The sequence below is a fragment of the Agrococcus sp. GCM10030265 genome (assembly GCF_042666675.1).
In the GTDB taxonomy this organism is placed as follows: Bacteria; Actinomycetota; Actinomycetes; order Actinomycetales; family Microbacteriaceae; genus Agrococcus.
In genome coordinates this window covers 190,557-204,370 of the sequence record NZ_JBHTCZ010000001.1, presented here as the reverse complement: position 1 = coordinate 204,370, position 13,814 = coordinate 190,557, and the positions used below count along the sequence as shown (strand labels likewise).

General features: G+C 71.9%; 13 protein-coding genes. 7 read left to right on the top strand and 6 right to left on the bottom strand.

From position 1 onward, the window contains the following. Window positions 1–82: 82 nt before the first annotated feature. Both ACFQPP_RS00860 and ACFQPP_RS00855 read left to right on the top strand, forming a co-directional pair. Window positions 83–1,495, top strand: a complete 1,413-nt coding sequence (locus tag ACFQPP_RS00860; protein WP_376914584.1) for a sugar porter family MFS transporter — start codon at window positions 83–85, stop codon at window positions 1,493–1,495. Window positions 1,496–1,557: 62 nt separating this feature from the next. Next, window positions 1,558–2,376 carry a hypothetical protein gene (locus ACFQPP_RS00855; protein ID WP_376914583.1) on the top strand — a complete coding sequence of 273 codons (819 nt, stop codon included), beginning with the start codon at window positions 1,558–1,560 and terminating at the stop codon, window positions 2,374–2,376. 28 nt (window positions 2,377–2,404) lie between these two features. Here ACFQPP_RS00855 and ACFQPP_RS00850 read toward each other — a convergent pair whose 3' ends face one another. Together ACFQPP_RS00850 and ACFQPP_RS00845 are read right to left on the bottom strand one after the other, a co-directional pair. Beyond that, window positions 2,405–2,629 (bottom strand): hypothetical protein, encoded by a 225-nt coding sequence (locus ACFQPP_RS00850; protein ID WP_376914582.1) that lies wholly within the window; start codon window positions 2,627–2,629, stop codon window positions 2,405–2,407. Between the two features lie 2 nt (window positions 2,630–2,631). Next, on the bottom strand, window positions 2,632–3,597 hold the full coding sequence (locus tag ACFQPP_RS00845; protein WP_376914581.1) for a hypothetical protein: 966 nt from the start codon (window positions 3,595–3,597) through the stop codon (window positions 2,632–2,634). Window positions 3,598–3,949: 352 nt separating this feature from the next. Between ACFQPP_RS00845 and ACFQPP_RS00840 the strand changes: the two genes are divergently transcribed. Genes ACFQPP_RS00840 through ACFQPP_RS00830 form a run of 3 tightly spaced genes read left to right on the top strand, consistent with a single transcriptional unit; the run spans window position 3,950 to window position 7,094 of the window. After that, window positions 3,950–5,254 carry an ABC transporter substrate-binding protein gene (locus ACFQPP_RS00840; RefSeq protein ID WP_376914580.1) on the top strand — a complete coding sequence of 435 codons (1,305 nt, stop codon included), beginning with the start codon at window positions 3,950–3,952 and terminating at the stop codon, window positions 5,252–5,254. Continuing rightward, entirely contained in the window at window positions 5,251–6,192 is a 942-nt protein-coding gene (locus ACFQPP_RS00835) for a carbohydrate ABC transporter permease (RefSeq protein WP_376914579.1), read from the top strand. Before ACFQPP_RS00840 ends, ACFQPP_RS00835 begins: the two co-directional genes overlap by 4 nt. A gap of 8 nt (window positions 6,193–6,200) precedes the next feature. Continuing rightward, window positions 6,201–7,094 (top strand): carbohydrate ABC transporter permease, encoded by an 894-nt coding sequence (locus tag ACFQPP_RS00830; RefSeq protein ID WP_376914578.1) that lies wholly within the window; start codon window positions 6,201–6,203, stop codon window positions 7,092–7,094. Window positions 7,095–7,113: 19 nt separating this feature from the next. Here ACFQPP_RS00830 and ACFQPP_RS00825 read toward each other — a convergent pair whose 3' ends face one another. Both ACFQPP_RS00825 and ACFQPP_RS00820 read right to left on the bottom strand, forming a co-directional pair. Next, on the bottom strand, window positions 7,114–7,338 hold the full coding sequence (locus ACFQPP_RS00825; RefSeq protein WP_376914577.1) for a DUF2283 domain-containing protein: 225 nt from the start codon (window positions 7,336–7,338) through the stop codon (window positions 7,114–7,116). 122 nt (window positions 7,339–7,460) lie between these two features. Continuing rightward, window positions 7,461–8,504: a phosphotransferase enzyme family protein gene (locus ACFQPP_RS00820; RefSeq protein WP_376914576.1), complete on the bottom strand. Its 1,044-nt coding sequence runs from the start codon at window positions 8,502–8,504 to the stop codon at window positions 7,461–7,463. Between the two features lie 119 nt (window positions 8,505–8,623). Between ACFQPP_RS00820 and ACFQPP_RS00815 the strand changes: the two genes are divergently transcribed. Further along, window positions 8,624–10,210: an SPFH domain-containing protein gene (locus ACFQPP_RS00815; protein WP_376914575.1), complete on the top strand. Its 1,587-nt coding sequence runs from the start codon at window positions 8,624–8,626 to the stop codon at window positions 10,208–10,210. An 83-nt stretch (window positions 10,211–10,293) separates the two neighbouring features. On the opposite strand, the gene ACFQPP_RS00810 is transcribed toward ACFQPP_RS00815, so the two are convergent. Further along, window positions 10,294–10,593 carry a DUF4287 domain-containing protein gene (locus ACFQPP_RS00810; RefSeq protein ID WP_376914574.1) on the bottom strand — a complete coding sequence of 100 codons (300 nt, stop codon included), beginning with the start codon at window positions 10,591–10,593 and terminating at the stop codon, window positions 10,294–10,296. A 508-nt stretch (window positions 10,594–11,101) separates the two neighbouring features. Continuing rightward, the gene (locus ACFQPP_RS00805; RefSeq protein ID WP_376914573.1) at window positions 11,102–12,130 is read right to left on the bottom strand and encodes an Lrp/AsnC family transcriptional regulator; all 1,029 of its coding nucleotides are present in this window, start codon (window positions 12,128–12,130) and stop codon (window positions 11,102–11,104) included. Window positions 12,131–12,251: 121 nt separating this feature from the next. Between ACFQPP_RS00805 and ACFQPP_RS00800 the strand changes: the two genes are divergently transcribed. Beyond that, the gene (locus ACFQPP_RS00800; protein WP_376914572.1) at window positions 12,252–13,799 is read left to right on the top strand and encodes an AbgT family transporter; all 1,548 of its coding nucleotides are present in this window, start codon (window positions 12,252–12,254) and stop codon (window positions 13,797–13,799) included. The last annotated feature ends 15 nt before the right edge of the window (window positions 13,800–13,814 follow it).

Genomic DNA, 13,814 nt, shown 5'->3' with positions numbered 1-13,814 from the left:
TGCGTCGCGCTCGCGACGCTCCGGGGCGGCGAGCCGCGCCGCCCGCGCGGTGCCAGGATGGTTCCTCGGATCGAGGAGGACCATGACCGCGCCCGCCGCACCCGCGACGCTGCCCCCGCTCGGCGACGGCCCGCATCGCCGCAGGCTCGGCCTCGTCGCCGTCGTCGCATGCCTCGGCGGGCTGCTCTTCGGCTACGACACCGGCGTCATCAACGGCGCACTGCTGCCGATGACGGAGGAGCTCGGGCTCACCGAGGTCACGCAGGGCGTCGCGACGTCGTCGCTCGTGTTCGCCGCGGCGATCGGCGCGCTCGTCGGTGGCCGCGTGTCGGATGCTCGGGGCCGCCGCACGACGATCCTCGCGCTCGCGATCCTCTTCTTCGTCGGCGCGCTCGTCGTCGTCGTGGCGCCGAGCCTCGAGGTGCTCGTCGTGGGCCGCGTGCTGCTCGGCCTCGCCGTCGGCGGCGCATCCACGGTGGTGCCCGTGTACCTCGCCGAGCTCGCGCCGCATGAGATCCGCGGGTCGCTCTCGGGTCGCAACGAGCTCGCGATCGTGTCCGGCCAGCTCGCGGCGTTCGTCGTCAACGCCATCCTCGGCGCGACGCTCGGCCACCTCGACGGCGTGTGGCGCGTCATGTTCGCGGTGTGCGCCCTGCCGGCGGCGGCGCTCTTCGTCGGGATGCTGCGCATGCCCGAGTCGCCGCGGTGGCTCGTCGACCACGGTCGCCGCGACGAGGCGCTCGCGGTGCTCGAGCGGGTGCGCACGCCCGAGCGCGCCGCGGCCGAGCTCGCCGACGTCGAGGCGGTGTCGCGTCTGCGACGACGCGACCGGGTGACGCTCGCCGACGTCGTGCGCGACCGGCGCCTCCTCGCGATCCTGCTCACGGGCATCGGCCTCGGCATCGGCCAGCAGGTCACCGGCATCAACGCGATCATGTACTACGGGCAGACCGTGCTCGTGGAGTCGGGATTCGAGCGGCAGGCGGCGCTCGTCGCCAACGTCGCCCCCGGCGTCATCGCCGTGCTCGGCGGCATCGTGGCGCTGTGGATGATGGATCGCGTGAACCGTCGCACGACGTTCGTGCTCGGCTTCGGCCTCACGACGATCTGCCAGGTGCTGATCGGCGTCGCGTCGCTCGTGCTGCAGCCGGGCGACCCCGCGCGTCCGATCGTCATCCTCGTGCTCGTCGTCGCGTTCGTCGGCGCGATGCAGACGTTCCTGAACGTCGCGTTCTGGGTCACGCTGTCCGAGATCTTCCCGATGCGGATGCGCGGGCTCGGCGTCGGCATGGGCGCGTTCGCGAACTGGATCACGAACGCATCCCTCGCCCTCGCGTTCCCGTCGCTCGTCGCGAGCGTCGGCATCTCGGGCACGTTCTTCGGCTTCGCGGTGCTCGGGGCGCTCGCGCTGGTGTTCGTGCTGTGGCGGCTGCCGGAGTCGCGCGGTCGCACGCTCGAGTCGCTCGAGGCCGACGTCGTGGGCAGCGCTCGCTGACGCCAGGCGGCTCATCCGCTCGGACGACGCGGGACCGCACGGGCGCGGCTAGCGTCGAGGGGATGCCCCGCCCGTCTCGAGTCGCCGTCGCCGCCATGGGCGTCGCCGCGATCGTCGTCGCAGCCCTCGTCACAGGCGGCGTCATGGTCGGCCGTCTCGTCGACCCGCCGAGCCCCACGACGACCGTCGTCGCCGACGACGGCTCGGAGATCGTGCTCGACTGGGCCGACCTGCCTGCAGACGGGTGGACGGATCCCGCCGACGTGCTCGCGGCGCCGCGTGCCGACGACGTCGAGCGCGTGGGCGAGCAGCAGCTGCTGTCGCTGCAGGCTGCGGTCGATCCCGTCGCGCCCGGGCTGCGATGGGGCTTCGAGCCTCAGGGCGGCGCGACCTTCGAGCCCATGCCCGTCGGCGGCAACGGCTACGGCGGCACGTCGCTGCATCAGGTCTACAACTCGCCGACGCGCACGGGTGCGGGTCTCGCCGCCGACGCCGACTGGCTCGTCGTCGCCGACGCACTCGAGGCGCACCTCGCCGAGCTCGGCTACGGCGCGATCGAGTGGGAGCACGATCGCGAGCCGTTCCCGCACGAGTCCGAGGCGGAGCGAGACCAGGAGGTCGTCCGCCAGTTCGGCTCGCTCGATCCCGACGAGATGTGGATGTGGTCGGGCACGGCGACCGCCGGCTCGATGTGGGCGTGGGTCTCGATCTGGGATGAGCGCCGCGACACCGCACCCAGCGAGCCGTGGCAGTCGTCGCCGTCGGGCGTGAGCCTCTTCCTCGGAGGCACGGTGGTGGCGGAGGCAGACGAGCAGGCCTACGCCGAGGGCGTCGCCCCCTTCGAGGGCCTCGCGCGCCCGGAGCCCTCGCACTCCGACTGAGGGATCGTGCGTTGGCCGAAGCGGCCGGTCAGCGCTCTCGATCCTCCGGACGTTCCCTGAGCGTCCTTGCAACTCTCCAGGTGCCTACCAAGAGCCAGGCTCCGATCGACCAGCTCAGCGCAAGCCACGTCACCTCACCGAACGACACCCATCCGATCATCGACAGGATCACGACGATCAGGTAGCCGAGGCACGGAGCGATCCAGGCGATGAGGTCGCGCCAGAGCCGGCGGCGCCAATGCAACTCGTGCATGGTCACCTCCTGCATGCGTACGAGCTCGGCGTCGGACCAGGAATGCCGAAGTTCGCGGCGAAGCATCGCCCCGCCGCATGCGCATTGCCGATGGCATTGGCCCATCGAATGAACTGGGATGCGCAGACTGCCAGGCCGACGACGCCGGCGACCCACGCCAATGCGCCGATCGTCCCGCAGATGGCGACGGCCGCGGCATAGTTCCCCTTGTTCGCGTTGAGCGCCCGCGTCTCCTGCCACGTCCAACGGATCTGCGGATAGCTCGGCCCGTTGTGCTGGTACGGGTCGGCGACGATCGGGTAGACCGTCCCGGTCGTCGGGTCGACGTGCTGCACGAGCGTCGAGCCCTCGATCGAGAACGCGGTGTCGACGGCTGCCCCGGTCGCATCGAACGCCCACGGCGCCTCGATCCTCGCCAGCACGACCTCCATGCCGGGCGCCTGCACGTCGGTCTCGATGATCTCGACGGCGCCGTCGTCGAGCAGGCGGAGCTGGTCGTCCCCGACGTCGAACCGCACCGAGCTGCCCGCCGCGGGCGACTCGAGGATCGCCTGGATGCTCGTGCCCTGCTCGGTCGCGCTCACGACGACGCTCGGCTCGGTCGCATCGGTGGTCGCGGCGACGGCGAGGCCCGCATCGGACGCCTCGACGGGCTCGGCCGTCCCCGACTGATCCACGGCGATGTCGAGGTAGGGCTCGGCTGCGCCCGGCATGGCGAAGGCGATGCTCGTGTCCCCGTCAGCACCGGCGACGGCGACGGCGGTCCCCGCACCCGTCTCGGTCGCGAGCGTCTCGCCGTCGACGTCGAACGCGGCGACCTCTGCGGCGTCGGGGTTCACGGCTGTCGACAGCGCCGCGAGATCCTCCGTCTCGTCGGCGCCCGACGCCATGGCGCTCGTCGGTGCGGCGAAGGCCAGCACGAGCGCGGGGATGATGACGGCGGCGCTGAACGCCCTGGCATGTCGCATGCTCGCTCCTCGATCCGAGACGCCCGTACGGGCCGTGTCCGTCGAAAGCATGGCTTGCTCTTCGGTCTCGAGCCGCGCGCTCCACCCATCCGTCAACTTCTCGCTACGTCGACGTGCTCGGTGCAGGAGAGGGGCGCGAACCCTCCACGTCCGCAGCGTGACGCCCTACGGGCGGCGAGATGTGCGCGTGAGCGTGCCGAGACGGCGCCAGGCCGCACGCCGGCATCGCCGCGCGCACCCACGAATCCAGCAGCCCCCGCGCCCATCCGTCAAGTGCTTCAGCAGAGGAAGCATCGAGACGCATACTTGCGTCACAGGCGACGCGCACGGCGCTCGCAGACAGGAGACTCCCGTGGCTCGAACGATGCGACGCAGGGCGGGCATCGCCGCGCTCGCCGTCACCACCACCGCGCTCGCCGGCTGCGCGGGCTTCGGCGGCGGCGGGGGAGGCGGCGGTGCCGAGGGTGACGACACCCTCACGTTCACGACGTGGGCGAGCGAGGCCGAGCAGGCCGAGTTCGAGGACCTCGCGGCGCAGTTCGAGGAGGAGAGCGGAGCGACCGTCGAGCTCAACGTCGTGCCCTACGAGCAGATGTTCTCGAACATCGACGCGCAGCTCGCGTCCGGCGACGCACCCGACGTGTTCCGCGTCGACTACGGCAACCTCGGCGTCTACTCGAGCCAGGAGCAGCTGCTCGACCTCTCCGACTCCTTCTCGCAGGACGAGGTCGACGCGTTCACGCCCGCCATGTGGGAGGCGGTGTCGTACGAGGGCGCTCCCTACGGCGTGCCGCACCAGACCGACGTGTCGGCGCTGCTCGTGAACCTCGACATGCTCGAGGCAGCCGGCGTCGACACGGCGTCGCTGCCGACGACGCAGGACGAGGCCTGGACGTGGGAGGAGTTCGGCGAGGTCGCCGCGCAGCTGCGCTCGTCGCTGCCCACCGAGCAGTACCCCTTCGTCGTCAACTGGCAGCAGGGCGGCGTGCTGCGCTGGCTGTCGTGGCTCTTCCAGGCCGGCGGCACGCTCATGGACGAGGACGGCGCGCCGCAGATCGACTCGCCGGAGGGCGCCGCGGCGCTCGACTTCACGCGCTCGTTCTACGAGCAGCAGTGGGTGCCGCCGGCATCCACGCCCACGGGCACGGTCTACGCCGACTCGCTGTTCTCCGAGCAGACGACGGCGATGGCGTTCGTCGGCTCGTTCCTCGTGCCCGACCTCGACTCCCTCAACGAGTTCGAGTGGACGGCGCTGCCGATGCCGCGCGACGAGCGCGGTGCGACCGACCTTGGCGGCAACGCCCTCGTCGCGACCGCCGACACCGACGCGCCCGAGCTCGCCGCCGAGTTCCTGCGCTTCATGGTCTCGGAGGATGCGATGAGCCAGTTCTGCGGCGCGACGAACGAGCTGCCCACCCTCACGGCGCTCGAGGGCGACGCGGTGGAGTTCGCGATCCGCCCCGACCTCATGCCCGTCTTCGTCGACCAGGCGACGACGATCGCGCCGGAGGACGTCACGCAGCTCACGTCGCCGGCGATCGCCGAGATCGGCGTGGCGCTGAGCACCGAGCTCGAGGCGGCGTTCGTGCAGGGCCAGTCGACGCCGGATACGCTCGCGAACCTCGATGCGGCGATCTCGGAGGCGACGGGCTCGTGACGAGCGCCGTCGTGCGCGACGGCGGGGGTGGCCCAGCGCCATCCCGCCCTCGCGCGGGCGCGCGTCGAGCACGACGCCGCGAGGGACTCGTCGGCTGGGCGTTCCTGACGCCGAACCTCGTGCTCATGATCGGCTTCCTCTTCGTGCCGATCGCGCTCGCCGTGCAGCTCTCGCTGCAGGAGACCCGTGGATTCGGCGACCCCGAGTGGGTGGGGCTCGCCAACTACGAGACGATGGTGCGCGACCCCGAATTCTGGCGCAGCCTCGCGAACACCGTGCTCTTCACGGCCGTGACGGTGCCGATCGAGCTCGCGGCGGGCCTCGGGCTCGCGGTGCTCCTGAACTCGGCGCTGCCGGCGCGGGGCGTGCTGCGCACGCTGCTCGTGCTGCCGATGGTCGTCTCGGGCGTCGCGTCGGCGATGATCGCCGTCATCCTCTTCTACGAGTCGAACGGTCTCGTGAACAAGGTGCTCGAGACGCTCGGGCTCGACCGGGTCGGCTGGCAGTCGGAGGGGGCGCCGGCGATGCTGTCGGTCATCCTCGTCGCGATCTGGCTGCGGCTCGGCTTCAACATGGTCATCTACCTCGCGGGCCTGCAGTCGATCGAGCCCGAGCTCTACGAGGCGGCGCGCATCGACGGCGCCTCGAAGTGGCAGCAGCTGCGCTCGATCACGGTGCCGCTGCTCGGCCCGTCCACGTTCTTCCTGCTCATCATGAACGTCATCGCGTCGTTCCAGATCTTCGACGTCGTCTTCGTCATGACGGGCGGAGGGCCGTCCGGCGCGACGAGCGTGCTCGTCACCTACGCGTACCGCAACGGCTTCCAGATCCGCGAGCAGGGCTACGGCGCCGCGCTCGGCATCGTCATCCTCGTCATCACCCTCGTGTTCACGTTCATCCAGTGGCGCACGAGCCGCACCCGCGACCTGGCCGGCTAGGAGGCACCGTGACCGCTCCCGCTCAGACGCTGCCCGCCGCGACGGCCGCCGCACCGCAGCGACCACGGCGACGCTCGCGCCGCGACGAGTCGCGCCGCGGCATCGTGTGGCGCACGATCGTGGCGGTCGTCGTGACCGCGATCGTCGTCTTCCCCCTGTACTGGATGCTCGTCGTCGCCTTCTCGCCGCGCGGCGAGATCTTCGAGCCGGGGCTGCGCCTGTGGCCGTCGAGCCTCACGCTCGACAACTTCGAGAAGATCTTCGACCGGTACCCCGTCGCCGCCTGGTTCGGCAACTCGTTCATCATCGGCGTCTTCATCATGGTCATCACGACCGCGCTGAACCTGCTCGCGGGCTACGCGTTCGCACGGCTGCGCTTCCGAGGCCGCACCGCCGTCTTCCTGCTGACGCTCTCGACGATGATGATCCCGGTGCAGGCGATCATGGTCGCCCAGTTCCGGCTCATCGTCGACGTCGGCGCCTACGGCACCTACTGGGGCGTCATCCTGCCGGGAGCGGCCGCGGCGTTCGGCATCTTCCTGGCCCGCCAGTTCTTCCTGTCGATCCCCGACGAGCTCGTCGAGGCCGCCCGGCTCGACGGCGCAGGGCACCTGCGCATCTTCCTGCAGATCGTGCTGCCGCTGTCGAAGCCGCTCATCGCGGTGCTGCTGCTGCTGACGTTCCTCGGCTCGTGGAACGACTTCGCGTGGCCGCTCATCGCGCTGAAGGACAACGAGCTCTTCACCCTCCCCGTCGGCCTGCTGTACCTCAAGGGCCAGACGACGCCCGACTACAACGCGATCATGGCGATGGCGCTCATCTCGGTCGTGCCGATGGTGCTGCTGTTCCTCTTCTTCCAGCGCTACTTCGTGCAGGGCTTCGCGCGCAGCGGCATCCGCTGAGGGGCGTGCGGCCGCCGCGTCATGCAGACTCGGTGGCAACGAGCACGGATGCGGGGAGTGCGGTGGAGGCGAACAGGACTTCGATGCCCAGCAGTCTCCCGTCTGCGTCGACGTCGAGGACGACCTGCCCGGCGAGCCGGTCGTCGCCGGGCACGCGGATCTGGTGCGCTGCCTCGCCAGGAGCGATGTCGTCGACGAGACGCGCGTAGGCGGCGTCGGCGTCGTGGTCATAGGTCAGTCGCATGCATCGATCTTCGAGGACGCGGCCGCCGGGATGCGCACGGAGCGGGACCTCGATCGCCATGTGCAGCCGACGTGCCGCTCCGTGCGCATCCCGGTCGCCGAGCAGGCGGGGGAGCGACGCGGTCAGCCGCTGACCGCGCCGAGCCGCTCGAGCGCCCGCTCGGCGAGCGTCACGAGGCCGTGCGGGCCGAGCATGCCGTCGAGCGCCTCGAGGCGGTCGACGCCGATCGGGGCCGTGTCGTCGAGCGCGTGGTGCACGACGCTCGCGACGTCCTCGATCGCGCGGACGCATCCGAACCGCGCCACCCGCTCCTCGTCGATCGGTGCGTCGGTGCCGTAGCCGTCGCGGAAGCGCGCGCGGTGCGACTCGTCGAGCGGCATCGCGAAGAGCACGCCGAGCTCGACGAGCATGAGGTCGACCTCGCGCGGCGCGACGGCGGCCTCGTCGAAGTCGATGAGCCACGGCCGGCCCTGCACGTCGACGACGACGTTGCCGAGGTGCGGGTCGCCGTGCAGCGTCACGCGGTCGGCGGGCATCCGCGTGCGCTTGAGCGCGCGCTCGGCCCGTGCGAGCCCGCGCAGCCTGCGGAGCGCATCCGGCCAGCGCTGGCGCAGGGGAGCGAGGCGCTCGTCGTCGCCCGCGGCCGCGAGGCGCGCATCCACCTCGTCGAGGAGGGCGTGCGGTGCGCGGTCGACGCGGCGGATGCCCTTGCGGCGTGCACGCACCTCGCTCGGCGGCGCGAGGTCGTGGACGCGGCGCAGCATGCGACCGAGGCGCTCCCAGTCGACGGCGTCGGCCGAGACCTCGACGGCGTCGACGCCCGCGACCCACGGCGAGACGACGAGCGTCACGCCGTCGGCCTCCATCCACAGACGTCCGTCGCGCGCAGGTCTCGGGGCGACGACGCCCTCGACGCCGTCGCGCACGAGGGATGCGGCGACCTCGAGCCCGAACCGCACGTCGCGCACCGTCGCCTTCACGCTCCACAGGCGGCCGTCGGCGTCGTCGGCCGCCCACACGATGGCGTCGCCATCCCATCCGCCCGCGACGGGCCGCAGGTCGCCGACGTGCAGGCCGTAGCCGTCGGCGAGCGCCGCGAGCACGCGCGCGCGGTCGAGATCGCCAGGCCGCACGGCACGCGGCGCACGATCCTCCCGCGGCGACATGCTCGCGAGCCTAGCCGCGGTCGCACGGTCGCTCAGCGCGCCACCGGGCCCACCGCAGGCGGCGTCCAGACGCCGTCCATAGATTCGAGGCGCCCCGCTCCCCACCGCGAAGGACCTCCATGTTCGGTCTCGACCTCGACCTCGGCGTCGTCGTGCTCATCGCACTCGGCATCGTCATCCTGCTGCTGCTGATCCTCGGCGCCGTGCGCCGCTACCGCATCGCCGAGCCCGACGAGGCGATCATCGTCACCGGCCGCAAGGGGCGCACGTACGTCGACGCGCAGGGGCAGGAGGTCACCGACCTCTCGGGGCAGAAGGTCGTCACCGGCGGCGGCATCTTCGTGATGCCGTTCGTGCAGAAGCACTTCCGCATGTCGCTGCGCTCGCGGCGGCTGCTCTTCAACACGACGGCGCAGACGCGCAACGGCATCACGATCCACGCGCAGGCCGTCGCCGTGATCAAGGTCGGCGGCTCGGAGGAGATGATCCGCCATGCGGCCCAGCGCTTCCTCTCGCAGCAGGAGGAGATCGAGTCGTCGACGCAGGAGGTGCTCTCGGGATCGCTGCGAGGCATCATCGGCTCGCTCACCGTCCTCGAGATCATCCACGACCGGAAGGCGCTCGCGGATGCGGTGCTGCAGGCCGCGGAGGACGCGCTGACGAAGCAGGGCCTCAACGTCGACACCCTGCAGATCCAGGAGATCAACGACACCCAGAACTACATCTCGAACCTCGGCGTGCCCGAGTCGGCCGCGGTGCAGCGTGCCGCGGCCATCGCGAACACCGAGGCGCAGAAGGCCGCCGAGCAGGCGTCGATCGAGGCGAAGAAGCAGATCCTCGAGGCGAACCGCGTGCTGCAGCTGCAGGAGGCGGCCGTGCAGGCCGAGACCGACAAGGCGCTCGCGCAGGCGAACGCGGCGAAGCCGCTCGAGGATGCCGTGCAGCGGCAGGCGATCGTCGCCCAGGAGGAGATCACGGCGCAGCGCGAGGCCGAGCTCAAGGAGCAGACGCTGAACGCCGAGGTGCGCAAGGTCGCCGACGCCGAGGCCTACCGCATCCGCATCACCGCCGAGGCGAACGCCGTCGCGCGCTCGACCGAGGCGAACGCCGAGCGGGCGTCGCGCGAGGCGCGCGCCGAGGCGCAGAAGGCGGAGGGCGTCGCCGAGGCGAGCGTGACCGAGGCGCGCGGCAATGCTCAGCGCACGTCGCGCATCGCCGCCGCGGAGGCTGCGAAGGCCGAGGGCGAGGCGGAGGCCGTCGCGGTGGCCGCGAAGGGCCGCGCCGAGGCCGAGGCCATCTCGGCGCGAGGCAGGGCCGAGGGCGATGCGATCGCCGCGCGCGCAGCCGCGCTCGCCGAGAACAGCCAGTTCGTGCTGGCGCAGGAGCTGCTCGAGCGCCTGCCCGAGGTCGCCGAGGCGTTCGCGAAGGCGTACGCGTCGTCGAACATCACGGTCGTGTCGGCCGACGGCACGAACAAGCTCACGTCCGACATGGTCGGCAACATCGCCTCGATGACGACGATGATGAAGGAGGCGACGGGCATCGACCTGCAGCAGGTCATCAACGCCACGGCGCAGGGCAACGCCGCCGGCTCGGCCGTGGCGGGTGCGCAGCGTCGCTCCGACGGCGACGCGGCCCGTGCCGCTGCCGCCGCGTCGTTCGCGGGCGACCAGGGCGCGAGCGCCGACGGATCCGACGCGCGCTGACGCGGTGCGCGGGCGCTCGACCCCGGCGGGCCGCCCGCCGGGGTCGAGCCGCGCCACCGCTGCTCGCCGTCGGCGTCGGCGCGTCAGGCGCCCCAGTCGGCGGGCTTCGAGTCCTTCCCGTCGAGCCACAGCGTGTCGGACTCGTCGCGGTGCGAGCCGGTCGAGCCGACGTGCCTCGACCCGATGCCCGGGCCCTTCGTGATGACGTGCACCATGGCCATGCCGTGCCCGCGGCCGAGGCCGTACACATCCCGCAACCACTCGAGGATGGGGCCGGCCTTCGTGTCGGCGCCGAAGCCGAGCGCGGTCGCCTCCTCGGCGAGCGCGCGCGGGGTCCTGCCGGTCTTCGCCTCCACGGCGTCGAGGTAGGCCTGGAACGACATGGTGGCTCCTTCGGTCGGGTGCGTCGTCCGCATCCTGCCGCACGCGGCCGCTGCTGGTCGAGGCCGGGCCGCGCGCCGGCGTCTCGCAGGTGCGCGGGTCTCGCGACGCGTGCTCGCTGCGCTCGCGCGCTCCTCGACCGGCATCGCCGCTGCTGGTCGAGGAGGCCGCGCCCGCAGGGCGCAGCCGTCGCGAGACCCGGCGTCCTGATGGTGCGCGGGTCTCGTGACGCGTGCTCGCTGACGCTCGCGCGCTCCTCGACCGCCAGGTGATGCGCGCTTCGCTGCGTCGGTCGACGCCTACCGGTGCTGGTCGAGGATGCCGCGCCCGCAGGGCGCAGCCGTCGCGAGACCCGGCGATCTCGCGAAGCGGTCGCTGGCCGGGTGGCTGCGACGCCGGGCGAGCCATCGCGCGCCGAGATGCGCGCTGAGCGGTCTCAGAGGGCCGATGCGCGATCACGATGCCGCTGCGTGCGCATCCGTGCGGGGCTGACGGCGGACCATCGGGGAGTCACGGCAGCGGCGCGAGCCACGACACGTGGCCCTCGCGGCGGTTCGCGCCGTCGAAGAGGTGGCCGACGCGCTTGTAGTAGTGCAGCAGGATGGCGCGGTCGAGCACCCGCAGCTCGAGGCTGCGGGCGAGCTCGGCCTCCATGGTCGCGGCGTCCTCGAGCTCGCGCAGCCACACGATGACGTAGAGGTTCGACGCGCCGCCGGCGAGCGCGGCGCACATGCGCGTCATCGGCAGGTTCGCGATCTGCAGCGCCGTCGCCTCCAGCCGCGCGGCGGGCACGACGAGCCACAGCGCGAGCGCGTGCGGCCACATCCGCTGCTCGAGCGACACGTCGATGCGCTGCTGGATCCAGCCGCTCGCGAGCAGCCTGCGCGCGACGCGGCGCGCGTGCGCCTCCGACGTGCCGAGGCGCTCGGCGAGCGTGCGCGCCGATGCGCGGCCGTCGCGCTCGAGCTCGGTGAGCACGGTGCGCCACTGCGCACGCGTCGCCGCGTCGCCGTCGGCGCGGGCGTCGTGCATCGTCGGCAGCAGCGCGTCGTGCGGCGGCCCCACGGCACGCCACCGCGAGCCGTCGGAGAACATGCGCGTCACGATCGTCGAGCGCACGCCGGTCACGGCGTCGTGCGTGCCGAGCCACGACTGGATGAGGGTGCGGAACTGCGCCATGTCGTCGGCGAGGATCGTGAGCACGAGGTCGCGATCGCCCGTCATGCCGGTGACGGAGATGACCTTCGGATGCTCGCGCAGCGCCGCCGCGACGGCGTCGACCGTGCCCGGCCGGCAGCGCACCTCGGCGAGCCCGAAGAGGAGGCCGGCCGCGAAGCCGACGTACGTGGTCGCCCATGCGGCGCCCGAGTCGACGATGCCCTCCCACCGGCGGCGAGCGGTCGGCGGGCTGGCTCCGATCGTGCGGGCGATCGACGCCCACGACGCCCTCGGCGCGTCCTGCAGGGCGGTGACGAGGGCGAGGTCCGAATCCGACAGGTCATGCGGATGCGGTGACGACGGCAGACGCATGTCGATCATCCTGGCAGCATCCGAGGTGCGAATCGGTCATGTGACACGGATCGTGACATGCGATCGGCAGGATGCTCCGCAACGCCCGTTCGCCGCGACGGCGCGGCCACCCCGACCCCACGGAGCACGCATGGCCACCGACACCACCACGACGCTCACGCTCGCCGACGCGAAGGGCGTCGGCGGACGCATCCTGCGCGGCATCGAGCGGGTCGGCAACAGGCTGCCGCACCCCTTCTACCTCTTCCTCATCATCGCCGGGCTCGTCGCCGTCGCCTCCGGCATCGCCGCGCTGCTGGGGGCCGAGACGGTCGACCCCGCGACGGGCGACACGGTTCCGATCCGCAGCATCCTCTCCGGCGAGGGCGCGGTGTACGCGCTGACCACGGCGATCGAGAACTTCGTGACGTTCCCGCCGCTCGGCCTCATCATCACGGTGATGCTCGGCATCGGCGTCGCCGAGCGCCTCGGTCTCCTGAAGGCCGCGATGCGCGGCGCGGTGCTCGCGGCGCCCGGATGGGCCGTGACGTTCGTCGTCGTGCTCGTGAGCCTCATGGGCAACCTCGCCTCCGACTCGGCGATGGTCATCCTGCCGCCGCTCGCCGCCGCCGCGTTCCTCGCCGCCGGCCGCCACCCGCTCGCCGGCTTCGCCGCGTCGTACGCCGCGGTCGTCGCGGGCTTCAGCGCGAACGTCGTGCCGGCGGGCACCGACGTGCTGCTGTCGGGCATCACGACGTCGGCGGCGCAGATCGTCGACCCCGAGGCATCGGTCTCGCCCATCGCCAACTACTTCTTCATGGCGACGTCGACGCTCATCCTCGCCGTGGTGATCACGGTCGTCTGCCAGCGCTACGTCGAGCCGCGCCTCACGCCGTACGCCGGTGGCGACGCGGATGCGGATGCGTCGAAGCCGCTCGAGCCCGTCGAGCGTCGCGGCCTGCGCGTCGCAGCCATCGCGACCGTCGTCTACCTCGCGCTCGTCGCGACGGTCGTGCTCGTGCCCGGGTCGCCGCTGCAGGGCGAGGGCGGGCAGATCCTGCGCTCGCCGTTCATGACGGCGCTGCCGATCTTCATCCTCTTCCTCTTCCTCGTCGCGGGCGTCGCGTTCGGGCTCGGCGCGAGGACGCTCACCAAGGCCACCGACGTGCCCGAGCACATGGCCGCCGCCGTGAAGGATCTCGTGCCGTTCATCGTCGTCATCTTCACGGCGGCGCAGGCGATCGCATGGTTCAACTGGTCGCAGCTCGGCCTGCTCATCGCGACGTCGGGCGCCGAGGCGATGGAGGCGACGGGCCTCGGCGGCGTCGGCGGCCTCGTGCTCTTCAGCCTCTTCTGCACCCTGCCCGCCCTGCTCCTCGCGAGCGGGTCGGCGCTGTGGACGCTGCTCGCGCCCATCTTCGTGCCGATGTTCATGCTCGCCGGCATCGACCCCGCGTACGTGCAGGCGGCCTTCCGCATCACCGACTCCGCCACGAACCCGCTCGTGCCGATGAACCCGATGCTGCCGGTCGTCCTCGGCCTGCTGCAGCGCTGGGAGCCGAAGGCGGGGCTCGGCACGCTCTTCAGCCTCGTCATCCCGTTCACGCTCGTGATCTGGGGCGTCTGGCTGCTGCAGTTCGTCGTGTGGGGCCTGCTCGGCCTCCCCGTCGGCCCCGGCCACGGCCTCACGATCGACTGACCCACCCATCCTCGA

What these genes read in the sequence shown, in the direction of transcription:
- ACFQPP_RS00845 (WP_376914581.1), bottom strand. Translation starts at nt 3,597, where the DNA reads ATGCGACATGCCAGGGCGTTCAGCGCCGCCGTCATCATCCCCGCGCTC.
- ACFQPP_RS00800 (WP_376914572.1), top strand. Translation starts at nt 12,252, where the DNA reads ATGGCCACCGACACCACCACGACGCTCACGCTCGCCGACGCGAAGGGC.
- ACFQPP_RS00850 (WP_376914582.1), bottom strand. Translation starts at nt 2,629, where the DNA reads ATGCACGAGTTGCATTGGCGCCGCCGGCTCTGGCGCGACCTCATCGCC.
- ACFQPP_RS00825 (WP_376914577.1), bottom strand. Translation starts at nt 7,338, where the DNA reads ATGCGACTGACCTATGACCACGACGCCGACGCCGCCTACGCGCGTCTC.
- ACFQPP_RS00855 (WP_376914583.1), top strand. Translation starts at nt 1,558, where the DNA reads ATGCCCCGCCCGTCTCGAGTCGCCGTCGCCGCCATGGGCGTCGCCGCG.
- ACFQPP_RS00820 (WP_376914576.1), bottom strand. Translation starts at nt 8,504, where the DNA reads ATGTCGCCGCGGGAGGATCGTGCGCCGCGTGCCGTGCGGCCTGGCGAT.
- ACFQPP_RS00815 (WP_376914575.1), top strand. Translation starts at nt 8,624, where the DNA reads ATGTTCGGTCTCGACCTCGACCTCGGCGTCGTCGTGCTCATCGCACTC.
- ACFQPP_RS00805 (WP_376914573.1), bottom strand. Translation starts at nt 12,130, where the DNA reads ATGATCGACATGCGTCTGCCGTCGTCACCGCATCCGCATGACCTGTCG.
- ACFQPP_RS00810 (WP_376914574.1), bottom strand. Translation starts at nt 10,593, where the DNA reads ATGTCGTTCCAGGCCTACCTCGACGCCGTGGAGGCGAAGACCGGCAGG.
- ACFQPP_RS00860 (WP_376914584.1), top strand. Translation starts at nt 83, where the DNA reads ATGACCGCGCCCGCCGCACCCGCGACGCTGCCCCCGCTCGGCGACGGC.